The 23,273-nt window shown below is 71.3% G+C and carries 21 protein-coding genes and 1 pseudogene; 14 read left to right on the plus strand and 8 right to left on the minus strand.

The window, feature by feature from the left end:
• Positions 1-32 precede the first annotated feature (32 nt).
• Positions 33-614, plus strand: a complete 582-nt coding sequence (locus tag HUV60_RS26340) for a TetR/AcrR family transcriptional regulator (protein WP_257849681.1) — start codon at positions 33-35, stop codon at positions 612-614.
• Between the two features lie 71 nt (positions 615-685).
• On the opposite strand, the gene HUV60_RS26345 is transcribed toward HUV60_RS26340, so the two are convergent.
• The 8 genes and pseudogenes from HUV60_RS26345 to HUV60_RS26380 all read right to left on the minus strand — a co-directional run bounded on the left by HUV60_RS26345 (position 686) and on the right by HUV60_RS26380 (position 8,487).
• Entirely contained in the window at positions 686-1,900 is a 1,215-nt protein-coding gene (locus HUV60_RS26345) for a TerD family protein (RefSeq protein WP_257849682.1), read from the minus strand.
• 44 nt (positions 1,901-1,944) lie between these two features.
• Positions 1,945-2,219: pseudogene (locus tag HUV60_RS26350) on the minus strand (hypothetical protein).
• 97 nt (positions 2,220-2,316) lie between these two features.
• Positions 2,317-3,306 (minus strand): zinc-dependent alcohol dehydrogenase family protein, encoded by a 990-nt coding sequence (locus tag HUV60_RS26355; protein WP_257849683.1) that lies wholly within the window; start codon positions 3,304-3,306, stop codon positions 2,317-2,319.
• Entirely contained in the window at positions 3,303-4,166 is an 864-nt protein-coding gene (locus HUV60_RS26360) for a carbohydrate ABC transporter permease (RefSeq protein WP_257849684.1), read from the minus strand. Before HUV60_RS26360 ends, HUV60_RS26355 begins: the two co-directional genes overlap by 4 nt.
• Entirely contained in the window at positions 4,163-5,104 is a 942-nt protein-coding gene (locus HUV60_RS26365) for a carbohydrate ABC transporter permease (protein ID WP_257849685.1), read from the minus strand. Before HUV60_RS26365 ends, HUV60_RS26360 begins: the two co-directional genes overlap by 4 nt.
• The gene (locus HUV60_RS26370) at positions 5,101-6,474 is read right to left on the minus strand and encodes an ABC transporter substrate-binding protein (RefSeq protein WP_257849686.1); all 1,374 of its coding nucleotides are present in this window, start codon (positions 6,472-6,474) and stop codon (positions 5,101-5,103) included. Before HUV60_RS26370 ends, HUV60_RS26365 begins: the two co-directional genes overlap by 4 nt.
• A 147-nt stretch (positions 6,475-6,621) precedes the next feature.
• On the minus strand, positions 6,622-7,392 hold the full coding sequence (locus HUV60_RS26375; RefSeq protein ID WP_257849687.1) for a DeoR/GlpR family DNA-binding transcription regulator: 771 nt from the start codon (positions 7,390-7,392) through the stop codon (positions 6,622-6,624).
• Positions 7,393-7,677: 285 nt separating this feature from the next.
• Positions 7,678-8,487 carry an NAD-dependent epimerase/dehydratase family protein gene (locus HUV60_RS26380; protein WP_257849688.1) on the minus strand — a complete coding sequence of 270 codons (810 nt, stop codon included), beginning with the start codon at positions 8,485-8,487 and terminating at the stop codon, positions 7,678-7,680.
• 232 nt (positions 8,488-8,719) lie between these two features.
• On the opposite strand from HUV60_RS26380, the gene HUV60_RS26385 reads away from it, so the two are divergent.
• The 13 genes from HUV60_RS26385 (at position 8,720) to HUV60_RS26445 (ending at position 23,254) form a co-directional block, all read left to right on the plus strand.
• Positions 8,720-9,661: a 5-dehydro-4-deoxyglucarate dehydratase gene (locus tag HUV60_RS26385; protein WP_257849689.1), complete on the plus strand. Its 942-nt coding sequence runs from the start codon at positions 8,720-8,722 to the stop codon at positions 9,659-9,661.
• Positions 9,658-10,848: a hypothetical protein gene (locus HUV60_RS26390; RefSeq protein WP_257849690.1), complete on the plus strand. Its 1,191-nt coding sequence runs from the start codon at positions 9,658-9,660 to the stop codon at positions 10,846-10,848. Before HUV60_RS26385 ends, HUV60_RS26390 begins: the two co-directional genes overlap by 4 nt.
• 123 nt (positions 10,849-10,971) lie before the next feature.
• Positions 10,972-11,577, plus strand: a complete 606-nt coding sequence (locus HUV60_RS26395; protein WP_257849691.1) for a TIGR03086 family metal-binding protein — start codon at positions 10,972-10,974, stop codon at positions 11,575-11,577.
• Positions 11,578-11,764: 187 nt separating this feature from the next.
• Positions 11,765-12,514, plus strand: a complete 750-nt coding sequence (locus tag HUV60_RS26400) for a GntR family transcriptional regulator (RefSeq protein ID WP_257849692.1) — start codon at positions 11,765-11,767, stop codon at positions 12,512-12,514.
• Positions 12,511-13,419 carry a dihydrodipicolinate synthase family protein gene (locus tag HUV60_RS26405; protein WP_257849693.1) on the plus strand — a complete coding sequence of 303 codons (909 nt, stop codon included), beginning with the start codon at positions 12,511-12,513 and terminating at the stop codon, positions 13,417-13,419. Before HUV60_RS26400 ends, HUV60_RS26405 begins: the two co-directional genes overlap by 4 nt.
• Entirely contained in the window at positions 13,416-15,149 is a 1,734-nt protein-coding gene (gene araD, locus HUV60_RS26410) for an L-arabinonate dehydratase (protein ID WP_257849694.1), read from the plus strand. Before HUV60_RS26405 ends, araD begins: the two co-directional genes overlap by 4 nt.
• Before the next feature lie 124 nt (positions 15,150-15,273).
• Positions 15,274-16,209, plus strand: a complete 936-nt coding sequence (locus HUV60_RS26415; protein WP_257849695.1) for a carbohydrate ABC transporter permease — start codon at positions 15,274-15,276, stop codon at positions 16,207-16,209.
• Complete coding sequence (locus tag HUV60_RS26420) at positions 16,206-17,114, plus strand: carbohydrate ABC transporter permease (protein WP_257849696.1); 909 nt, start codon at positions 16,206-16,208, stop codon at positions 17,112-17,114. Before HUV60_RS26415 ends, HUV60_RS26420 begins: the two co-directional genes overlap by 4 nt.
• Positions 17,111-18,394 (plus strand): Gfo/Idh/MocA family protein, encoded by a 1,284-nt coding sequence (locus HUV60_RS26425; RefSeq protein ID WP_257849697.1) that lies wholly within the window; start codon positions 17,111-17,113, stop codon positions 18,392-18,394. The genes HUV60_RS26420 and HUV60_RS26425 overlap by 4 nt, the downstream gene beginning before the upstream one ends.
• Positions 18,391-19,236 carry a PmoA family protein gene (locus tag HUV60_RS26430; RefSeq protein ID WP_257849698.1) on the plus strand — a complete coding sequence of 282 codons (846 nt, stop codon included), beginning with the start codon at positions 18,391-18,393 and terminating at the stop codon, positions 19,234-19,236. Before HUV60_RS26425 ends, HUV60_RS26430 begins: the two co-directional genes overlap by 4 nt.
• Positions 19,233-20,804, plus strand: a complete 1,572-nt coding sequence (locus tag HUV60_RS26435) for a glycoside hydrolase family 43 protein (protein ID WP_257849699.1) — start codon at positions 19,233-19,235, stop codon at positions 20,802-20,804. Before HUV60_RS26430 ends, HUV60_RS26435 begins: the two co-directional genes overlap by 4 nt.
• 85 nt (positions 20,805-20,889) lie before the next feature.
• Positions 20,890-22,254 (plus strand): ABC transporter substrate-binding protein, encoded by a 1,365-nt coding sequence (locus HUV60_RS26440; protein ID WP_257849700.1) that lies wholly within the window; start codon positions 20,890-20,892, stop codon positions 22,252-22,254.
• Positions 22,255-22,447: 193 nt separating this feature from the next.
• On the plus strand, positions 22,448-23,254 hold the full coding sequence (locus HUV60_RS26445; protein WP_257849701.1) for a rhamnogalacturonan acetylesterase: 807 nt from the start codon (positions 22,448-22,450) through the stop codon (positions 23,252-23,254).
• The last annotated feature ends 19 nt before the right edge of the window (positions 23,255-23,273 follow it).

The following is a 23,273-nucleotide window of genomic DNA, read 5'->3' on the forward strand; positions in this document are numbered from 1 at the left end:
GGGTTGCCGGGGTCGGGGAAGGGCTGGGGCTGATGGCGCAGGTCAGGGCCATGCGGGCGGACGCCAGGCGCAATCACGCGCGGCTGCTGGAAGTGGCCGTCGAGGCGTTCGCCGCCTACGGCGAGGGCGCCTCGCTCGACGACATAGCCAGGCGGGCAGGGGTCGGCTCCGGCACGCTCTACCGGCACTTCCCCACGCGCCGGGCGCTGCTGGAGGCCGCCTACGTCGACCGCATCGACGCGATCGCCGCGCGCGCCGACGAACTCGCCGAACGGCTGCCGCCCGGCGAGGCGCTGACCGAGTGGCTGCACGAACTCGGCACCGGGATGATCCGGATCCGAGGTCTGCGGGCACTGCTGGGCTCCGCCGTCGGTGGCGACGGTGGTCCGTCCGGCGACACCACCGACTGCTGCGAGCCCTTGAAGGGCGCGGTGGCGCGGCTGGTCGGCGCGGCTCAGGACGCGGGGACGCTGCGCCGGGACATCGAGCCGGTCGACGTGCTGCGCCTGGCCCACGGGGTCGCCACGGCCTCCGGACTGGCGGACGGGGAGGGGAAGCACATCCGCCGGTACCTGGGGCTGCTGACAGAGGGCTTGCGGCCGCAGCAGCCGTAGCGGCCCGGCAGTCGTAAAGGGCGGGGCCAGGGTGCGCCCCCGCCCTCGGCACACCCGGAGCGGGGAGTGCTCTACAGTGCCTGGGCGGCCGGCTTGACCATGCCCCTGACCGTGCGGGACTTCACGAAGTCGCCCATCGCGGTCATCTCCCACTCGCCGGAGAACTGACGGATCAGCTTCGCCATCATCACGCCCGTCTGCGATTCGGCGGAGGTGAGGTCGAAGCGCACCAGTTCCTCGCCGGTGGCGGCGTCCAGGAGGCGGCAGTAGGCCTTGGCGACCTCGGTGAACTTCTGGCCGGAGAACGAGTTCACCGTGAAGACCAGGCCGGAGACGTCCTGGGGGAGACGGCCGAGGTCGACCGTGATCGTCTCGTCGTCCCCGCCGCCCTCGCCCGTGAGGTTGTCGCCGGAGTGCTTGATCGCGCCGTTCACGATCTGGAGCTTGCCGAAGTAGCAGCTGTCGATGTGGTTGCGCTGCGGGCCGTAGGCGATGACCGAGGCGTCGAGATCGATGTCCTTGCCCCGGTACGCGGGTTCCCAGCCGAGGCCCATCCGGACCTGCGAGAGCAGCGGCCGGCCGCCTTTCATCAGGGAGACGGTCTGGTTCTTCTGGAGGCTGACCCGGCCCTTGTCCAGGTTGATCTTCCCGGTGCCCGGCGCGGCGGCGGGAGGCGCCGGGGGTGCGGCGGGGGCGGGCGGAGCCTGCGGGGCGGCCATCGACGGGGCCGGGGGGGCCGGCGGAGGGGGAGTGGCCGGCTGCGCCGGAGCGGCGGGCTGGGCGGGTGCGGCCGGTTCCTCGACCGTGACGCCGAAGTCGGTCGCGATGCCGGCCAGGCCGTTGGAGTAGCCCTGCCCGACCGCGCGGGCCTTCCAGGCCCCGTGGCGCAGGTAGACCTCGACGATCACCAGGGCGGTCTCGTCGCCGAGGCGCGGGGGAGTGAAGGTGGCCAGGACCGCGCTGTCGTCCGCGCTCCGGATGGTGGCGGTCGGTTCGATGCCCCGGAACGTCTGGCCCCGGGCGTCGGGGCTCGCGGTGACGACGATCTTCTCGATGCCGGGCGGGACGGCCGTGGTGTCGATCGTGATGGCGTCCGGAGCGCTGCCGCCGCCGGAGCGGTAGGCCACGCCGGGGCCCGCGGGCTGGTTGTAGAAGACGAAGTCGTCGTCGGAGCGCACCTTGCCGTCGGCGGTGAGCAGCAGGCCCGATACGTCGAGCCGCACCGGGGCGGCGACGTCCACCGTCACGCGGGCGGTGGGAAGAGGGATGTTCGAGCCAGGGGTCATAGCTGTCATGCCGGGTGAACGAGCGGGGGCGTTTTGCCGTTCCCTTACCTGTGACCCGTTCGGCGCAGTCGGTTTCCGGACGGGTGGCGGCCCGGTCGGCGGCGGTTGCGGGGGTGGTCGCGCGCGGCGCGTTCGTTGCCGCGTTTGTGGTTGCCGGTCCAGCGGGCCATGACGAGCTGGGGGTCGCCGGCGGTGGTGACCTCGCTGAGGAAACGGGCGGCCCGGCCGCCGTTCAGGGGGGTCACGGGCGGTTGTGGTGGGCGATGCGCACACTGCTGTTGATGTGGGCATGGCAGGCGAAGCCGTGGGGTCGGGGCATGCGGGGATGGTACGGCGGCGGGGGCGGGGCGCCCAGGGGCTTTCGCCCCCACCGCCCCTGCCCTGCCGGCTCTCCCCGCCCCCGGGGCCGTTTCCCTTTACGGCACGACCACGATCTTCCTGCCGACCCCCGCCGCGAACTGCTCCAGCGCCTGCGGGTACTGGTCCAGTGGGATGCGGTCGCTGATGAAGACCTCGGGGTCCAGCACGCCGTTCGCGAAGAGTTCCGCCGCTCGCTCGTAGCTGTGCAGCACCGCCATCGACCCCGTGATCGTGATTTCCCGGTTGTAGATGCGGTACGGGTCGATCGTCACGCGGGTCGCGTAGTCCGCGACGCCGAACTGCAGGAAGGTGCCCGCCTTGGACACCCGGTCCAGGCCGTCCTGGATCGCCGCCGCGTTGCCCGTGGCGTCGATGACGAGGTCCCAGCCCTGGGGGCGGTCCAGTTCGTCCGGGTTCGCCGCCGAGGCGGAGACGCCCAGCCGCCGGGCGGTCTCCAGTCGGGCCGGGTTCAGATCCACCATGTCCACGCTCGCCGCGCCGGTCCGCTTGGCCAGCTCCAGCATGATCAGGCCCATGGTTCCGGAGCCGTAGACCAGGACGTGCGCGCCGAGGCGGGACTGCAGGACGTCGTAGCCGCGCACCGCGCAGGAGAGCGGCTCGATCAGGGCCGCGTCCTGGGTACGGACGTGCTCGGGCAGCTTGACGCAGTTGGCCACCGGGGCCACCGCGTACTGGGCGGCCCCGCCCGCCGTGGTGACACCGATCGCCGCCCAGCGCTCGCACAGGTTGTTGTGGCCGGTACGGCAGTAGCGGCACTCGTAGCAGTACAGGGAGGGGTCCACGGCGACCTGGTCGCCGAGCGCCACCTCGGTGACCAGGGAGCCGACGCCGACCACCTCGCCGGCGAACTCGTGTCCCGGCACGATCGGCAGTGTGGGAGCGAACTCGCCCTGCAGGATGTGCAGGTCCGTGCCGCACAGTCCGCAGGCCGCGACCTCGACGACCACCTCGCGGGGCCCTGGCGTCGGGTCCGGGACCTCGGCGACGACGGCCTTGCCCGCGGACTCGATGACGGCGGCCTTCATTTCACGGCTCCCAGCGACAGGCCCTGGACGAGTTTGTCCTGGGCGGCGAACCCCGCGGCGAGCACCGGCAGGGAGATGACGAGCGACGCGGCGCACACCTTGGCCAGGAACAGGCCCTGGCTGGTGATGAAGCCGGTCAGGAAGACGGGGGCGGTCTCGGCGACCACGCCCGTCAGGACCCGGGCGAACAGCAGTTCGTTCCAGCTGAAGATGAAGCAGATCAGGGCCGTCGCCGCGATGCCGGGCAGCGCCATCGGGGCGATGATGCGGGTCAGCACCGTCGGCAGCCGGGCGCCGTCGATCTGGGCGGCCTCGATCACCGCGACCGGTATCTCCGAGAGGAACGAGTGCATCATCCACACGGCGATCGGCAGGTTCATGGAGGTGTAGAGCAGGACGAGCAGCCAGATGTTGTCGAGCATCCCGGCGTTCTTGGCGAACAGGTAGATCGGCAGCAGGCCCGCCACGACCGGCAGCATCTTGGTGGAGAGGAAGAAGAACAGGACGTCCGTCCACCGCTTCACCGGCCGGATGGACAGGGCGTACGCAGCCGGGAGGGCGAGCAGCAGGACCAGGACCATCGACGCCACGGACGCCACCGTCGAGTTGATCAGCGACGGCCAGGGACTCGCGCCGCCGCCCGCGCCGAAGAACTCCCGGTAGCCGTCCAGGGTGAGGGCGGCGGTGAACGACGGCGGGTTGGTGGCCGCGTCCTCCTCGGAGTGGAAGGACGTCAGCGCCATCCATGCGATCGGCAGGAAGAAGACGATGCCGGCCAGCCAGGCCACCAGGCCGAGCCCCGCTCCCTTGCGGATCCGGGTCCGCGGCCGGCCGCGGTCGGGTGCAGCGATGGTGCTCATGCGCGGGACGCCTCCTCGCGGAACAGGGACGACACGACGCGCAGGGCGAAGGTCGCGATGATGATCGAGCCGATGACCACCAGGACACCGGCGGCCGAGGCCAGACCGTTCTCGTGGGCCTGGTAGAAGGTCTGGTACACGGTGTACGGGAGGTTGGCGGTGCCCAGGCCGCCGGACGTGATCGTGAAGACCGCGTCGAAGTTCTGCACGATGTAGATCGACCCGAGCAGGGCGCCCAGTTCGAGATAGCGGCGCAGGTGGGGCAGGGTCAGGTGGCGGAAGATCTGCCAGTCGCCGGCGCCGTCCACCCGGGCCGCCTCGATCTGCTCCTGGTCCCGGCTCTGCAGGCCGGCGAGCAGGATCAGCATCATGAACGGCGTCCACTGCCACACCAGCGCGGCCTCCACCGCGAGCAGCGGCGTGTCGGAGATCCAGTCGGGCTGCGGGCCGCCGACGTAGTGCAGCAGGCCGTTGAACAGGCCGTACTCGGGGTTGTAGAGGACGTGCTTCCACAGCAGGGCCGCCGCCACCGGCACCACCAGGAACGGGGCGATGAGCAGGGTGCGGACGATGCCCCGGCCGCGGAACTTCCGGTCAAGGAGCAGGGCGAGGAGCAGTCCGAGGACCAGGCTGGTGAGGACGACCGCCACTGTCAGCAGGATCGTCGTCCACACCGACTGGCGCAGGTCGGAGTCGCCGAGGACCTCCCCGTAGTTCGCGAGGCCGGCGAACTCCCGGGCGTCGGGGTAGAGGGAGTTCCAGTCGAAGAAGGAGATCACCAGCGTCGCCACGAAGGGCAGCTGGGTCACCGCGATCATGAAGATCAGGGCGGGCAGGAGCGGGGCCCGGGTGGCCCAGCCGCGCAGGCGGTCGGAGCGCCGTCCGCCGCCGGGGCGGAGGTCCGGGGCGGCCACGGGGGCCGTTGTCGTGGCGGTCATCGGCCCTCGTACTCCTCTGAGATCTCTTCGGCGAGCTGCTGGGACTTCTTCAGGGCCGACTCGACGGACTGGCGTCCGGCGATGGCCGCGCTGATCTCCTGGGAGACCTGGGTGCCGAGGTCCGTGAACTCGGGGATGCCGACGAACTGGATGCCGGGCGCGGGCCGCGGCTGCACGCCCGGGTCGTCCGGGCGGGCCTGCTCGATGGCCTTCCTGGTCATCTCCTGGAAGGCCGAGGCCTCCGCGCGGTAGTCCGGGTTCTCGTAGGTGGAGGCGCGCTTGCCGGCCGGGACGTTGGACCAGCCGATCTCGTCGCCGACCAGCTGCTCGTACTCCTTGCTGGAGGCCCACGAGACGAACTTCCAGGCGTTGTCCGGGTTCCGGGAGGCGTTCTGGATGCCCCAGGCCCAGGTGTAGAGCCAGCCGGCCGACTCCGTCTTCTCCACGGGGGCGGGGGCGTAGCCCATCCTGCCCCTGACGGGGGAGTTGGCGGACTCCAGGGAGCCAGCCGCGGACGTGGCGTCGTACCACATCGCGGTCTTGCCCTGGGTGGTGTTGTTCAGGCACTCGGCGAAGCCGGACTGGGCGGCGCCGGCCTCGCCGTGCTCGCGCACCAGGTCGACATAGAACTTCACCGCCTGCTGCCACTCCGGGGAGTCCAGGCGGGCGTTCCAGTCCTCGTCGAACCAGGTCCCGCCGAAGGTGTTCACCACGGTCGTCAGCGGTGCCATGACCTCGCCCCAGCCGGGCAGACCGCGCAGGCAGATGCCCTTCATGCCGGGCTCGGCCCCGTCGAGCTTCGCCGCGATCTCGCCCACCTCCTGCCAGGTGGGGTTGGAGGGCATCGTCAGGCCCTCCCGCTCGAGGAGGTCCTTGCGGTACATCAGGAACGACGACTCGCCGTAGAAGGGCTGGCCGTAGAGCTTGTCGTCGTCCCCGGTGAGGGACTGGCGCATCGGCTTGAGGACGTCCTGCTCGTCGTAGTCGGGGTCCTCGTCGACGTAGGAGTCCATCTCCTTGAGCCAGCCGTTGCGGGCGTAGATCGGGATCTCGTAGTTGGACAGGGTGGCGACGTCGTACTGGCCGGCCTGGTTGGCGAAGTCCTGGCTGATCTTGTCGCGGACGTCGTTCTCCGGCAGCACGGTGAAGTTCACCCTGATGCCGGTCTCCTTGGTGAAGTGCGCGGCGGTGAGCTTCTGCAGCTCCACCATCTGGGGGTTGTTGACCATCAGGACATTGATGGCATCACCGCCTGATCCGGCCCCGCCTGCTCCGACCCAGCAGCCGGAGAGCAGCGGGGCGAGCAGCGTCCCTGCGGCGACCGCGGCGAGTGTGGCTCGCGGCGGCCTCCGACGGCTCTGGGTTCGCATGGATCGCTCCTGGACGTATAGGGAGGTACCGGGCGTCGCCTGGGGCGGCTCCGCCCGTGGGGAAGTGGAACCTTGTGCGGTGAATCGCCGAACAGATGAGCTGGCGAATCGGTGTTGGTGCGGCGGGGTCCGACGGGTCGGCGTCGGTCAGACGCGGATGACCTGGGGGCCCAGCAGGGAGTAGCGGTGGGCCTCGGCCGCCGGGAGCAGCGTGCTCGTGACGATCGCCTCCAGCGCGCCGACGTCGGCGAACCGGCAGAAGCTGACCGCCCCGAACTTGCTGTGGACGCCCGCGAACACCACCCGGCGCGAGGCCCGCGCCGCCTGTGTCTTGACCTCGCTGACCGCCGGGTCGGGCGTGGTCAGACCGTGTTCGCGCGAGATGCCGTTGGCGCCGATGAACGCCAGGTCGATGACGAAACCGGAGAGCATCCTCGTCGTCCAGTGGTCGACGGTGGCGAGGGTGCCGGAGCGGACCCGGCCGCCGAGCAGCAGGACGGACACGGTGCCGGCCTCGGCGAGCGCGCCCGCGACCGGCAGGGAGGCGGTGACCACGGTCAGCGCCCGGTCCCGGGGCAGTGCCTCGGCGATGAGCTGCGGGGTGAAGCCCTCGTCGACGAACACCGTCTCCGCGTCGCCGAGCAGCTCGGCCGCCGCGTTCGCGACCCGCCGTTTCTCGGCCACATGGCTGGTGGCGCGGAAGGCGAGCGTGGTCTCGAAGGCGGCGCTTTCCACGGGATAGGCGCCGCCGTGGGTACGGCGCACCAGGCCGTGGTCCTCCAGAGCGCGGAGATCCCGCCGTACGGTTTCCTTGGCCACGCTCAGATCGGCGGCGAGCGCTGTCACGTCGACCGAGCCGGTGGCGCGCGCCACCCGCACGATCTCGCGCTGGCGCTCCTCGGCCGTTCTGTCGCTCATGGCCGCACACCTGCTTCCTGCGTTGGTTGCCCGTTCGGGCCCCGTGAGGGCCTGCAGGAAGTTGTACAGCGGCTGTGCGGAGCTGACCAGGCCTGTTGCGTGACCGGTCCTGCCCGTTTGTGCCCGTTCGGTTGGAGAGGTGCCCGCCTCGGACCTGGGCGGGGGGCGGAAGGGGCGGGGAAGCGGGCATCTCAGGTGCCCGAATGCGGCGGCGGGCGGGCCCGCTCGGTGCCCGCCCGCCGCCGCGGACGTCGATTTTCCGCCGCGATCGCGCCGCCGGTGTCGTCAGTACGGCCAGATCGGCGGGTCGGTGACGAAGTGTCCGCCGAGGCGTGCCTGTGCCGGGTCGGCCGGGTCCAGTTCGCCCTGCTCGGCGACGAGTTTCGCGGCGAACGGCTCGGAGTCGTCCTGCGGGTCGTAGCCGAGGGCGCGCGCGGAGGCGAGGTCCCACCACAGCCGGGTGTTGCCGGACGAGCCGTGGACGACCGTGTGGCCGACGTCCTCGGCGGTCAGGGCCGCGTGGAAGAGGCGTGCGCCGTCGGCGGGGCTCATCCACACCGAGAGCATCCGCACGCTGGTCGGCTCGGGGAAGCAGGAGCCGATGCGTACGGAGACGGTCTCCAGGCCGTGCTTGTCCCAGTACAGCTGGGCGAGGTCCTCGCCGAAGCACTTGGACAGACCGTAGAAGGTGTCCGGACGGCGCGGGGTGTCGACGGGGATCAGGGGGTCGTCGCCCTGAGGGCGCGGGGTGTATCCGACGGCGTGGTTGGAGGAGGCGAAGACGATGCGTCCCACTCCCTCCTCGCGCGCGGCCTCGTACAGGTGGTAGGTGCCCTCGATGTTCGCCGCGAGTATCCTCTCGAAGGGGGCTTCCAGGGAGATGCCCGCGAGATGGATGATCGCGTCGACCCCGCGGACCGCCTCGCGTACGGCCTCCCGGTCTGCCAGATCCGCGACGACCGCGTCCGGCTCGCCCTCGACCGGCCGCAGGTCGAGCAGGCGCAGTTCGTAGCCGTAGTCCGGGAGCAGGCCCCGCATCAGGGTGCCGAGGCCGCCGGCGGCGCCGGTGAGCAGGACGGTGCGGGGAGCGGGCATCGAGGATCTCCTTGCGTCACCGGCCGTGCATGTGCGCGCACGGCATTCATATGCGTGGACACGGTAAGGAGGCGTCCCGCCGTCCGTCAAGTATTCTCCGCTCTCCTGTGGACTGGGAGAATCGGCTGACGCGTGACGGGTCGGCATGCTTGACCGGCGTCCCGGCGGCGGCCTAGCGTGGCATTGTTCAGAAATGTAGACGGCAATCAAGAATATGGACCTGGGAGAGCTTGTGACGTCAGCCCCTCTCGCCGCCCGGCTCGGCATCCCCGGCGGACCGCTGTTCTTCCCGGTCACCGCCTACGGACACGACGGCTCCGTCGACCTCGGGACCTACCGGCTCCATGTGCGCGGCGGGGTCGAGGCCGGGGCCGCCGCCGTCTTCGCCTGCTGTGGCACCGGGGAGTTCCACGCCCTGACGCCCGAGGAGTTCGAGGCGTGCGTGCGGGTCGCCGTCGAGGCGGCCGACGGACGCGTCCCGGTCGTCGCGGGCACCGGGTACGGCACCGGCCTCGCGGTGCGCTGGGCCGGGATCGCCGAGCGGGCCGGGGCGGACGGGCTGCTCGCCATGCCGCCCTACCTGGTGCGGGCCGGCCGGGCGGGACTGGTCCGGCACTACCGCGAACTCGCCGCGGCGACCACCCTCCCGGTGATCGTCTACCAGCGGGACAACGCCCTGTTCACGCCCGAGGGCGTGGTCGACCTGGCCCGCACCGAGGGGATCATCGGCCTCAAGGACGGTCACGGCGACCTCGACCACATGCAGCGGATCGTCAGTGCCGTACGCGCCGAAGTGCCCGGTGAGTTCCTGTACTTCAACGGGCTGCCCACCGCCGAACAGACCCAGCTCGCCTACCGCGCCCTCGGCATCCCCCTCTACTCGTCCGCGGTGTTCTGCTTCGTCCCCGAGATCGCCCTCGCCTGCCACCAGGCCCTGCACACCGGTGACCGGGCCACCGTGGACCGCCTGCTCGACGGCTTCTACCGGCCCTTCGTCGAACTGCGCGACCAGGGCCGCGGATACGCCGTCTCCCTGGTCAAGGCGGGGGTGCGGCTGCGCGGCCTGGACGTGGGCGAGGTCCGGCCGCCGCTCGACGAACCGGCCGGGGATCATGTCAGGCAACTCGCTCGGCTGATCGAGCGGGGACTCGCACTGATCGAGGAGGCCAAGTGAGGGCATCGGCGTTCGTCTACCCCTGGGACGTCAACGGGGATCCGGAGGCCCCCGCGCGGATCGCCGGGCTCGGCGTGGCGCAGGTGACGCTCGCCTCCGCCTACCACTCCACGCGCACGCTGACTCCCCGTCACCCGCGCCACCGTGTCGTCACCGCCGAGCACGCGGCCGTGCTCTACCCGCCCGGCGCCCACTGGGCCGGCCGCAGCCCGCGCCCGTACCCGTCCGGAGACTGGGCACCGGGCGACGCCTTCGGCGAGGCGGCCGGCGCGCTCGCGGCCGCAGGCCTTCAGGTGCACACCTGGGCCGTGCTCGCGCACAACTCCCGCCTCGGCGCCGACCATCCGGACACCTCGGTCGTCAACGCCTACGGCGACCGCTATCCCTGGGCCCCCTGCATCGCGCAGCCCGCCACGCGCGCCTACCTCACCGCCCTGGCCGCGGAGGCCGCGGTGCGGCCCGGGGCGAGCGGCACCGAACTGGAGTCCCTCGGCTGGTACGGCCTCGCCCACCTGCACGCCCACGACAAGACCGCCGGCGTCGGCCTGGGCGACGCCGGGCAGTACCTGATGTCCCTGTGCTTCTGCCCGTCCTGCCGCGAGGGCTACGGGGCCCAGGACCTGGACGCCGGTGTACTGGCCGCGACCGTACGGGCCGCCCTGGAGCCGGTGTGGCGGGGGGCTCCCTCCGGCGGAGGGTGGGCGGGAGTGGGCAAGCTCCTCGGCGAGGACACGGCGGCCGCCACGCGCGCGTGGCGCGACGCAACGGCCCGCACGCTCCAGGAGGCGGCGGTCCTGGCGGTACGTGACGCGGCCCCCGAGGGCTTCCAGGTCCTGCTGCACGCGGACCCGGTCTCCTACCACTGCGGCGCCAACGTCGGCGTCGACCCCGCACACATCCTCTCCGTCGCCGACGGCGTGGTCGTCCCCTGCACGGGAAGCCCCGCCCCGCTGACCCCGTTCGCACAGGAGGCGCGGAGGGCGGGGGAGGCGCAGGCGGACCGTCCGGGCACGGTCCTCGCCGCCAACTTCACCGTCGTCTCCGGTATGGGCGGCAGCCCCGCCACCCTTGCCGCGGACGCGACCGAGGCCCGCCGCCTCGGCGCGACGGAACTGCGGCTGTATCACGCGGGACTGGCCTCGGACGGCGATCTGGAGCAGGTGAGCGGGGCACTCGCCGCCCTCTGAGGCGATGAGTTCCGGGGCCGGGGCCGGTCCACTCCTCAGGAGCCGAACCGCCGGCGGCGCCGTGCCCGGACCCGCTCGGGTCCGTGCGCGCGGTGCCGCCAGCGGAAACGTGAGGAGCACCCCATGACCGACCCGACCCCGACCCTCGACCTCGGACCGCAGGCACGGATCGTGGCGCGCCTCGCCGAGGGGGTCACCGACGAGCAGCTGACGGACGGGACACCTTGCCCGGAGTACGAGGTGCGCCACCTGCTGGGCCACCTCGCCGGGCTGTGCGCCGCCTTCCGTGACGCAGGGCGCAGGAACTTCGGCGCCACCACCGACACCAGTCCCGACGCCGCCCTACCGGACCTCGGCCCCGGCTGGAGCGAGGGCCTGCCCGTGGCGCTCGGTGAACTCGCCGAGGCGTGGCGTGACCCCGCGGCCTGGACCGGCATGACCAGGGCCGGGGGTGTCGACCTGCCCGGAGAGGCGGCCGGAGCCGTGGCGGCCGGCGAACTGGTGATCCACGGCTGGGACCTGGCCCGCGCCACACGCCAGGACTACGCCCCCGACCCCGCCGCACTGGAGGCCGCGCACGCCTTTCTCCTCGCCGCCGCCGCGGAACCCGGCCGGGACGGCGGCGAGGGTGTCTTCGGCCCCGTCGTGCCCGTACCGTCCGACGCCCCGCTGCTGGACCGGACGGTGGGGCTGAGCGGCCGCGATCCGGGATGGACGCCCAGGAACTGACCGGGGGGTCTCCCGAGCGGCCGGGCACCCGGGCAGGACGGTGCCCGGCCGGTGCGTGCGCGGTGACGGAAACCCGAACTTCCTTTGTCGGAAGCATTGACGAAACCCCGGGCCGCTCCTAGTTTCATCGCGTCGTACTTCGTACGTCATATATGAGACGCGATATGCGAGATCCCGAGAGGCGCGCATGACCTCTGTGCCCATGCCGATCCCCTCCCGCACGCAGTACGTGCTGGAAGAGATCAAACGACGCATCCTCACCGGCAGGCTCATACCGGGCCAGGCTCTGGTCGAGACCGAACTCGCCGCGCAGTTCGGGGTGTCCAAGACCCCGGTGCGGGAGGCGCTCAAGACCCTGGCCGGCACCGGACTGGTCGTGATGAGCCAGTACAAGGGTGTCACGGTGCGCATGGTCGACGCGGACATGGCACGCGAGGTCTACGACGTGCGGCTGCTCCTCGAACCCGAGGCGCTGCGGCGCGCCGTCCGCCGAGGCGCCTCCCTGGACGCCGCCCGCGACGCGCTGACGCGGGCCGACAAGGCCACCGACACCGCTGAACGCTCCCTGGCCAACCGTGAGTTCCACCGCGCTCTGTACCTGCCGTGCGGCAACCCGCTGCTCAGCCGCATGCTCGACGAGGTCCGCGACCAGGCCGCACTGGTCTCCGCCGTCGCCTGGGCCGCCGACCCCTCCTGGCAGCGGGAGGCGAGCGAGCACCGCGAGATCCTGCGGCTCGCCCTGGACGGCGACGCGGGCGGCGCGGCGCGCGCCCTGCACGCGCACATCGCCTCCTTCGTACGACGGGCCTTCCCCGGCGCGGAACTCGGAGTCGAGGAAGGCCTGGGACTCCGGGGAGCCCAGGACATCCTCGAAACCACGGACAACCCCGAAGTCACGGCCGCCCCGGCAGCCCAGAAAGAGGACGGTCAGGCATGACGACGACGTTCGAGACCCAGCGGGCGGCCCTGGCCGACGTGGTGGCGATCCCGGTGACCCCGTTCGCCGAGGACGGCTCCGTCGACCCGGCCGGGTACCGGGCCCTGCTGCGCCGCCTCCTCGACGCCGGCATCACCACCCTGACGCCCAACGGCAACACCGGCGAGTTCTACGCCCTCACCCCCGAGGAGCGGCGCACGGTCACCGAGCTGACCCTCGAGGAGACCGGCGACGGCTCGTCCGTCCTGGTCGGCGTGGGGCACGACGTGCCGACCGCCGTCGCCTCCGCACGGCACGCCCGTGACCTCGGTGCGCGGATGGTGATGGTGCACCAGCCCGTCCACCCCTACGTCTCCCAGAGCGGCTGGGTCGACTACCACCGCGCCATCGCCGAGGCCGTGCCCGGCCTGGGCGTCGTCCCCTACATCCGCAACCCCCAGCTCACCGGTGCCCGCCTCGCCGAACTCGCCAACTCCTGCTCCAACGTCATCGGCGTGAAGTACGCCGTGCCGGACGCGGCGAAGTTCGCCGCCTTCGCGCGGGACGCCGGCATCGAGCGGTTCGTGTGGGTCGCCGGGCTCGCCGAACCGTACGCACCCTCCTACTTCTCGGCGGGCGCCACCGGCTTCACCTCCGGCCTGGTCAACGTCGCCCCGTCGGTGTCGCTCAACATGATCGGGGCGCTCAGATCGGGTGACTACGCGAGTGCCATGAAGATCTGGGAGCAGATCCGCCGCTTCGAGGAACTGCGCGCCGCCAACGGTTCCGCCAACAACGTCACCGTCGTCAAGGAGGCCCTCGCCTCCCTCGGCCTGTGCCGCCGCGAGGTCCGTCCGCCGAGCAGGCCGCTGCCCGAGGACGAGCGGGCCGAGGTCGCCGCGATGGCCGCGGGGTGGTCCGTGTGAGCACGCCGAAGAAGCGGCCCGAGGAACTGCGCAGCCACCAGTGGTACGGCACGGACGGGCTGCGTTCCTTCAGCCACCGCGCCCGCACCCGCCAGCTCGGCTACTTGCCCGAGGAGCACCTGGGCAAGCCCGTCGTCGCGATCCTCAACACCTGGTCCGACATCAACCCCTGCCACGTCCATCTGCGCGACCGTGCGCAGGCTGTGAAGCGCGGGGTGTGGCAGGCAGGCGGCTTCCCGCTCGAGTTCCCGGTCTCCACGCTCAGCGAGACCTTCCAGAAGCCGACCCCGATGCTCTACCGCAACCTCCTCGCCATGGAGACCGAGGAACTGCTGCGCTCCTACCCGGTCGACGGGGCGGTGCTGATGGGCGGCTGCGACAAGTCCACGCCCGCCCTGCTCATGGGCGCGGCCAGCGCCGACCTGCCGGCGGTGTTCGTGCCGGCCGGACCCATGCTGCCGGGGCACTGGCGGAATGAGGTGCTCGGCTCCGGCACCGACATGTGGAAGTACTGGGACGACAAGCGGGCCGGTGCCATCGGCGACTGCGAGATGCAGGAACTGGAGAGCGGCCTGGCCCGCTCGCCCGGCCACTGCATGACCATGGGCACGGCGTCCACACTGACCGCCGCCGCCGAGGTCCTCGGCGTCACGATCCCGGGCGCCTCCAGCATCCCGGCCGTCGACTCCGGGCACGACCGGATGGCCGCCGCGGCCGGGCTGCGCATCGTCGAGCTGGTCCACCGGGACCGGAAGCTGAGCGACATCCTCACCGCGGACGCCTTCGAGGACGCGGTGACGACCGTTCTGGGCCTCGGCGGCTCCACCAACGCCGTGATCCACCTGATCGCCATGGCCGGCCGCGCGGGCGTCGCCCTGACCCTCGACGACTTCGACCGCATCGCCCGCACCGTCCCGGTGCTCGCCAACGTACGGCCCGGCGGGCAGACGTACCTGATGGAGGACTTCCACTTCGCGGGAGGCCTGCCCGGTTTCCTCTCCCGGATCGGGGACCTGCTCCACCTGGAGAGGCCCACCGTCTCCCACGACACCCTGCGTGAACAGATCGCAGGCGCGCAGGTGCACCACGACGACGTCATCCGGCCCCGGGACAGGCCCGTCGCCGACGAGGGCGGGGTCGCCGTCCTGCGCGGCAACCTCTGCCCCGACGGCGCCGTCATCAAGCACATCGCCGCCGAACCGCACCTGCTCAAGCACACCGGCCCCGCCGTCGTCTTCGACGACTACCGGACCATGCAGCGCACCATCAACGACCCGGACCTGGGTATCACCGCCGACCACGTGCTGGTGCTGCGCAACTCCGGCCCCAAGGGCGGGCCCGGCATGCCCGAGTACGGCATGCTGCCCCTGCCCGACCACCTGCTCAAGCAGGGGGTACGGGACATGGTGCGGATCTCCGACGCCCGGATGAGCGGCACGAGCTACGGCACCTGCGTGCTGCACGTCGCCCCCGAGTCGTACGTCGGCGGACCGCTGGCCCTCGTACACACCGGGGACCTGATCACCCTCGACGTCGAACGACGGCTGCTCCGGCTCGAGATCGACGACGAGGAGCTGGAACGGCGCAGGGCCGCGTGGACGCCCCCGCCCGCACGGTACGAGCGCGGATACGGCGCGCTCTACAACGAGCAGATCACCCAGGCCGACACCGGCTGCGACTTCGAGTTCCTCGCCCGACCGGGCACGGTGCAGGATCCCTACGCGGGCTGACCGCGAGCACCACCCCCGTACAGCACGGTCCGGCCCCGGACCGCGTGGACACCCGCAGACCTGGAAAGAAAGCGCTTCACCTACGCACCGCACGCACGACGTACACCGAGAAACGGAGAAAGTCATGGCCCAAGCCGCAGCCGTGGCGAAACCGCCCACGCCACCGAGGCGGCGCCATGCCTCCGCCACGCCGCGCAGACTGCCCTACCTGCTGATCGCCCCGGCAGGCCTGCTCATGCTGGGCTTCATCGCTTACCCGGTCATCAGCGTCTTCTACTACAGCCTGCAGGAGTACAACCCCACCAAGCCGTGGCGGAACGGCTTCGCGGGCTTCGACAACTTCGTCCACCTCTTCACCGAGGACCCGCTGTTCTGGGACACCCTGATCTTCAGCGCCAAGTGGGTCGTCGTCGAGGTCGGCCTCCAGCTGATGTTCGGGCTCGCGCTGGCGCTCATCGTCAACCAGACCTTCATCGGCCGGGGCGTCGGCCGCGCCCTGGTCTTCTCCCCGTGGGCCGTCTCCGGCGTGCTGACCTCGGCGATCTGGGTTCTCCTCTACAACTCCCAGACCGGCATCACCCGTTACCTCGCCGACATGGGAATCGGCGACTACGGCACCAGCTGGCTCTCGGATACCTCCACCGTCTTCTCGGCGGTGGTCGTCGCCGACCTGTGGCGTGGTGTCCCCTTCTTCGCCATCCTCATCCTCGCCGACCTCCAGTCCGTCCCCAAGGACCTGTACGAGGCCGCCGAGGTCGACGGGGCCAGCCGCTTCCAGCAGTTCATGCACATCACACTGCCCCACCTCAAGGACGCCATCATCCTGTCCACGCTGCTGCGCGCGGTGTGGGAGTTCAACAACGTCGACCTGCTCTACACCCTCACCGGCGGCGGACCGGCCGGCGTGACCACGACGCTCCCGCTGTACATCGCCAACACCAGCGTCGACGCCCACGACTTCGGTTACGCGTCGGCACTCACCACGGTCGCGTTCGTGATTCTGCTCTTCTGCTCGATCGTCTATCTGCGGCTGAGCAAGTTCGGAGGCGAAAGCAAGTGATCACCGAAGAGGCCGCCCCGGCCGCACCCGCATCCGCCCCCGCGCGCTCCGCCGCCGAGCCGCCGAGCCGCCCCGCGAGGAAGAAGCACCACGCCTGGGACGAGGTACCCCGCTGGCACATCTACCTTCCCCTGGGCGCCTACCTCCTGTTCACCCTCATCCCCTTCTACTGGATCCTGCTCTTCGCCCTGCGCCCGGCCGGCTCGACCTCGCTGGTGCCCTGGCCCATGACCACCGCCCACTTCGAGAAGGTGTGGACGGACCGGGCCTTCGGCACCTTCTTCCAGAACAGCGTGCTCGTCGGTGTCGCCACCCTGATCACGACGACGCTGGTCGCCCTGGCCGGCGGCTACGCGCTCGCCCGGTTCGACTTCCGCGTCAAGCGGGTCTTCATGCTCGCCCTGCTGTGCTCCCAGTTCGTGCCCGGCGCACTGCTCCTGGTCCCGCTGTTCGAGATCTTCGCCGGACTGCAGATGATCAACTCGCTGCTCAGCGTCATCATCGCCGAGACGGTCTTCCAGTTGCCGCTGTCGATGCTCCTGATCAGCAACTTCATCAAGAACGTGCCGTACTCACTGGAGGAGGCCGCCTGGGTCGACGGGTGCAGCAGGATGCGGGCGTTCAGGGTGGTCGTCCTGCCGCTGCTGCGGCCCGGTCTGATCGCCGTCGGCTCCTTCGCCTTCGTCCACTCCTGGAACCACTTCCTGTTCGCCCTGATGTTCCTCAACAACCAGGAGAAGCAGACCATCCCGGTCGGCCTGAACACCCTGATGAGCGCGGACAGCGTCGACCTCGGCGCCCTCGCCGCGGGCGGCATCATCGCGGCCGTGCCCGTCGTGATCGTGTTCGCCTTCATCCAGAAGTGGCTGATCACCGGTTTCAGCGCGGGGGCGGTGAAGGGATGACCGCATCCGAGGCCGCATCCGGCGCCACGCCCCGGACCGATCCGCTGCCCGTCGTGCTCGCCGGCGCCCGCGGCCACGGCCGCTGGCACCTGGCGAACATCCGCAGGCTCCAGGAGGACGGGCTCGTCCGGCTGGCCGGCGTCTGTGAACTCGCCCCGCTCACCGAGGACGAGCTCGAGGGAGGCGGGTACGGGGACGAACCACCCGAGCAGTCCGCCGACTTCGGCGCCCTGCTGGAGTCCACCGGGGCCCGGATCGCAGTCGTCTGCACCCCGATCCACACCCACACCGACCTCGCCCTCACCGCGGCCGAACGGGGCGTGCACCTCCTGCTGGAGAAGCCGCCGGCGCCGTCCTACGCCGAGTACCGGCGGATGGCCGACGGGGTCGCCGCCGCGGGGACCGCCTGCCAGATCGGCTTCCAGTCGCTGGGATCGCATGCCGTGCCCGCCATCCGGGCACTGGTCACCGACGGTGCCATCGGCCGGCCGACCGGGATCGGCGGCGCCGGGGCCTGGGTGCGCCCGGAGGACTACTTCCGGCGGGCACCCTGGGCGGGCCGGCGCCGGCTGCACGGCGTCGACGTGATCGACGGGGCACTGACCAACCCCCTCGCCCACGCCGTCGCCACCGCCCTGGCGCTGGCCGGCAGCACCCGCGCCGAGGACGTCACCGGCATCGAGACCGAACTGCTGCACGCCAACGACATCGAGTCCGACGACACCTCCTGCGTCCGTGTCACCACCGCACAGGGCCGGCCGGTCACCGTCGCCGCGACCCTGTGCGCCGAGCGGGCCGACGAGCCGTACGTCCTCGTGCACGGCACCAGCGGCCGGATCACCTTCTGGTACAAGCAGGACCGCGTCCTGGTCCAGCGTGCGGGCCACGGTCCCGAGGAACTCCACTTCGGCCGGACCGACCTGCTGGAGAACCTCGTCGACCACCTCGTCACCGGCGCCCCGCTGCTCGTCACACCGGACGGGACGGGCGCCTTCATGAAGGTCGTCGAGGCGATCCGGAGCGCCCCCGACCCCGCCCCGCTGCCCGACGGCGCCTGGCACCACGTCCCCGGCGAGAACCGCCGTGTCGTCCCCGGCATCAACGGCCTCGTCGCGGCCGCCGCCGACACCCTGTCCCTCTACTCCGAACTTGGCGCCTCCTGGGCCCTGCCCGCACAGCAGGACGCGCCCGAGCCCGTACGACAGCCCGAAGAACTGTCCGCACCGCAGTTCGGACACCAGTCCGCACCGCATCCGCCGAAAGAGGTGAGTACCCGATGACCAGCGACGACTTCGCAATCCTGCGCGTCGCGGGCCGGCCGGTCGGCCGGTACGCCACCCGGCCCGAGCTGCCCCTTGGGCTCTCCCCGCGCCCGTATCTGCACCCCGTCACCACCCTGGCCGGCACGACGGTCACCGAACTGTCGCCCGCGGACCACACCCACCACCTCGGCGTCGGTGTCGCCGTTCCCGATGTCGAGGGGCACAACTTCTGGGGCGGGCGCACCTACGTCCGTGACCGGGGCCCGACCGAGCTGGACAACCACGGTTCCCAGCGGCATTTTGGCTTCCAGCTCCGGGACCCCGACGGCTTCGTGGAGGAACTGCGCTGGATCGCCGCCCCCGGCGAACTGCTGCGGGAGCGCCGCACCGTCGCCGCCACCGAACTCACCGACACCGCCTGGGCGCTGGACTTCACCTTCTCCCTCACCAACGTCACCAAGGCCCCGCTCTCCGTCGGCAGCCCGGCCACCAACGGCCGCCCCGGCGCCGCCTACGGAGGCTTCTTCTGGCGGGCCCGCAAGGAGAAGGCGGAGCCCGACGTCTTCACCGCCCTTGCCGAGGGAGAGGAAACGGTGCATGGCCGCCCGGCCGACTGGCTGGCTCTGGCCGGCGCCGACTGGACGCTGGTGTTCGCCGGAGCCACCGGGACCACCCGCCGCGACCCCTGGTTCGTGCGCACCGCCGAGTACCCCGGCGTCGGCTCCTCGCTCGCCCACGACGCACGGCTGCCCATCCTGCCGGGGGAGACGGTGGTCCGCCGCGTCGTCACCGTGGTCGCCGACGGCCGCCTCGGCAGGGACGCCGCCGCCGCCCTGGTCCGCAAGGCGGTGAACCCGTGAGCGCCCCGCCGGCGGACCTCACCTATCGCAACCCGGTGCTCGACGCCGACTGGTCCGACCCGGACGTGATCCGCGTCGGCGACGACTTCTACCTGACCGCCTCCAGCTTCGGCCGAGCTCCCGGGCTGCCGCTGCTGCACTCCCGCGACCTGGTCAACTGGACACTCGTCGGCCACGCGCTGCAACATCTCGAACCCGAGGGCGAGTTCGCGGTGCCCCGGCACGACCGCGGGGTCTGGGCGCCCTCCCTGCGCCACCACGACGACCGCTTCTGGATCTTCTGGGGCGACCCCGACCAGGGCATCTTCCAGGTCAACGCCCCCGAGATCCGGGGCCCTTGGAGCCGTCCGCACCTGGTGAAGGCGGGCAAGGGCCTGATCGACCCGTGCCCGCTGTGGGACGAGGAGACCGGGGAGGCGTACCTCGTGCACGCCTGGGCGATGTCCCGTTCCGGCATCAAGAACCGTCTCACCGGCCACCGCATGCACCCCCAGGGCACCGAACTCCTCGACGAGGGCAAGGTGATCGTCGACGCCGACCGCATCCCCGGCTGGTTCACCCTGGAGGGGCCCAAGCTCTACCGGCACGACGGCTGGTTCTGGATCCTGGCTCCCGCCGGGGGAGTGGAGACCGGCTGGCAGGGTGCCTTCCGGTCCCGCGACTTCTTCGGCCCGTACGAGGAGAAGGTCGTCCTGGAACAGCGGGACACCGACGTCAACGGGCCCCACCAGGGCGGCTGGGTGCGCACTCCGTCGGGTGAGGACTGGTTCCTGCACTTCCAGCAGCGTGGGGCGTACGGCAGGGTCGTGCACCTCCAGCCGATGCGCTGGGAGCGGGCCGCGGAGCCCTCCGGTGCGGGCGAAGGCGGGAGTGGGAGCGGTGGCGGAGGGGGCTGGCCGGTGATCGGGGACGACGGCGCCCCCGTCGCCGGGCACTGCCGCCCGGACCTGCCCGCCCAGCCGGCCGCCGCGCCCGCCACCGACGACGATTTCCCCGGTGGCCGGCACGGCCGTCAGTGGCAGTGGACGGCCAACCCCCGGGACGGCTGGGCCACCCAGCACTCCGCCGACGGCCTGCGGCTCACCTGCGTCCGCACGGCCGACGCGCACGACCTGCGCAAACTGCCGAACGTCCTCACCCAACGACTGCCCGGCACCCCGTGCACCGTCGAGGTGGAACTGCGGCTCGACAGCGAGGAGCCCGGAGCACGGGCGGGCCTCGCCGTCCTCGGGGACGCCTATGCCTGGATCGGACTCCAGCGCGGCGCGGACGGCACGGCACACCTCGTGCACCGGTTCGCCGAGACGGTCGCCGAGCGCGAACGCGACGCAGGCCACCCCCGGCTCGCTCCCGGGGGCCGGGCCCGGCTGCGGATCGAGGCCGGTCCCCAAGCCCGCTGCCGCTTCTCGTACGACACCGGGGACGGCTTCCGTCCCTCCGGGCAGGTCTTCGCCGCCGCCCCGTGGCGCTGGGTCGGCGCCCTGCTCGGCCTGACCGCCCTCGCCCCGACGGGCCAGGGGCACGCCGGGACGGCAACCTTCACGCGGTTCAGGATCAGCCCCGCGTAACCACCGGCCTCCGTACCTCCCCCCACATGCGGTCCAGCAAGTCCAGAAAGTCCCGTTGGAACCAGAAGCAGAAGAGAGCCGACCAATGAAGATCAGCAATCGCAGAAGCAGCAGCACCGGCAGGCGCCGGACATCGGCCGCCGTCGCCCTGGGCGCCGTGCTCGCGCTGACCGTCACCGCCTGCGGCGACGACGGCAGCGGCACGGGCGGCGACCAGGGCGCCGAGGGCAGTGGCACGGGAAAGATCACCTTCTGGGACAACAACGGCGGTATCCGCACCGACATCTGGAAGGAGATCATCGCCGACTTCGAGAAGACCAACGCGGACATCGAGGTCGAGTACGTCGGGATCGCGTCCACCGAATACCAGTCCAAGGTCGACACCGCCATCCAGGGCGGCGGCCTGCCGGACGTCGGCGGTGTCGGCGCGGCGATGCTCGCGGGCTTCGCCGCCCAGCAGGCGCTCGCCCCGCTGGACGACCGGCTGGGGGAGTCGTCCCTCGACGGAAAGCTCAACAAGGACATGGTCGAGTCGCTGCGGGCCGCCGGCGGCGGTGACGACAAGCTGTACTCGATCCCGACCTCCGCGAACAACGGAGTCCTCTACTACCGCACCGACCTGTTCGAGGCGGCGGGTCTCGAGGAGCCGTCCACCTGGGACCGTTTCTTCGAGGCCGCGGACAAGCTCAGCAACAAGGGCGAGAACGAGTTCGGCTACACCATCCGCGGTGGCGCCGGCTCCATCGCCCAGGCCCTGGACGCGATGTACGGACAGTCCGGCATCACCACGTTCTGGGACTCCACCGGTGAGAGGACCACGGTCAACGACCCGAAGAACGTCGAGGCCCTGGAGAAGTACGTGGGTCTGTTCAAGGAGGTCACTCCCGCCGCCGACCTGAACAACGACTTCACCAAGATGGTCGCGCAGTGGGACTCGGGCACCATCGGAATGCTCAACCACAACCTCGGCTCCTACCAGGACCACGTGAAGGCGCTCGGCGCCGACAAGTTCCGGGGCATCCCGCAGCCGACCGGACCCGACGGGGCCCGCGTCCAGGTCTCCAACCCGGTCGACGGGCTCGGCGTGTTCCAGAGCTCCAAGAACAAGGACGCCGCCTGGAAGTTCATCGAGTACGTCACCTCGGCCGAGGCCAACTCGAAGTTCAACGAGTCCGCGGGACAGGTGCCGGCCCACCTCGACGCCGCCAAGGACGACTGGATCCAGAAGGCGGAGCCGACGAAGCTGGCCGCGGACGCGCTGAGCGACGGGTCGACGACGATCGTCCAGCTGCCGTACTACCTGCCCGACTGGAACACCATCTCCAAGGCCGACAACGAGCCCAGCTTCCAGAAGGTGCTGCTCGGGGACATGAGCGCCAAGGACTTCCTCGACAACCTGGCCGATCAGCTGAACGAGGCGCAGGCCGAGTGGCAGGAGCGGATGGCCTGAGCGGCGTTCGACAGCAGACAGCACCACCGGATCCGGTGCCCGGTACCCGGTAATACCGCGAGGGCGGCCCGTTCCTTCCGGGCCACGGGCCGCCCTCGCGACCAGCCGCGCCCGCCCGGTGCGGCCACGCACACAGGTACAGTCCCGCGCCCCCCCGGCGCGCTTCCGGACCCTTGCTGAAAGGCACAGGCTTGTGTCGCTCACTCGCAGACAGGTTTCCGCCGCCGGTCTCGGCCTTCCCCTCGCCCTCGTCGCGACCGGCACCGCCCGGGCCGCCCCCGGGCACCCCCGCCCCCGCACCCTGTACATCGCCGGGGACTCCACCGCGGCCCAGAAACACGCCGACGCCGCCCCCGAGGCCGGATGGGGCATGGCGCTCCCCTTCCTGCTCCGCCCCGGCCTCGACGTCGTCAACCACGCTGTGAACGGGCGGAGTTCGAAGAGCTTCGTCGACGAGGGACGGCTGGACGCGATTCTCGCCGCCGTCCGGCCCGGCGACTTCCTGCTGATCCAGTTCGCGCACAACGACGAGAAGGCCACCGACCCGGCCCGCCACACCGAGCCCTGGACGACGTACCAGGACTACCTGCGGCTGTACGTCGACGGGGCCAGGGTCCGCGGGGCGCGGCCCGTGCTGGCCACCGCCGTGGAACGCCGGAGGTTCGACGCGGACGGTGCCGCCGTGCCGAGCCACGGCGACTACCCGGCGGCGATGCGGGCGCTGGCCGGCGAGGAGCGGGTCGCGCTCCTCGACATCCAGGCCCTGTCGCTGGCGCTGTGGCAGGAGCTCGGTGTCGAGGAGACCAAGAAGTACTTCAACTGGACCGCGACCGAGCAGGACAACACGCACTTCAACCCGCCCGGCGCGATCGCCGTGGCGCGACTGGTCGCCCGGGAACTGCTGCGCACCCGGGTGCTCGGGCCGCGGGACGTGCGCCGGCTGAACGACGTGATCCCCGAATCGTGGATCACCTGGCCGGACGCCGGCGCCACCACCTGACCGATCGAACGAGAAAAAG

It is taken from the genome of Streptomyces sp. KMM 9044, from assembly GCF_024701375.2.
In the GTDB taxonomy this organism is placed as follows: Bacteria; Actinomycetota; Actinomycetes; order Streptomycetales; family Streptomycetaceae; genus Streptomyces.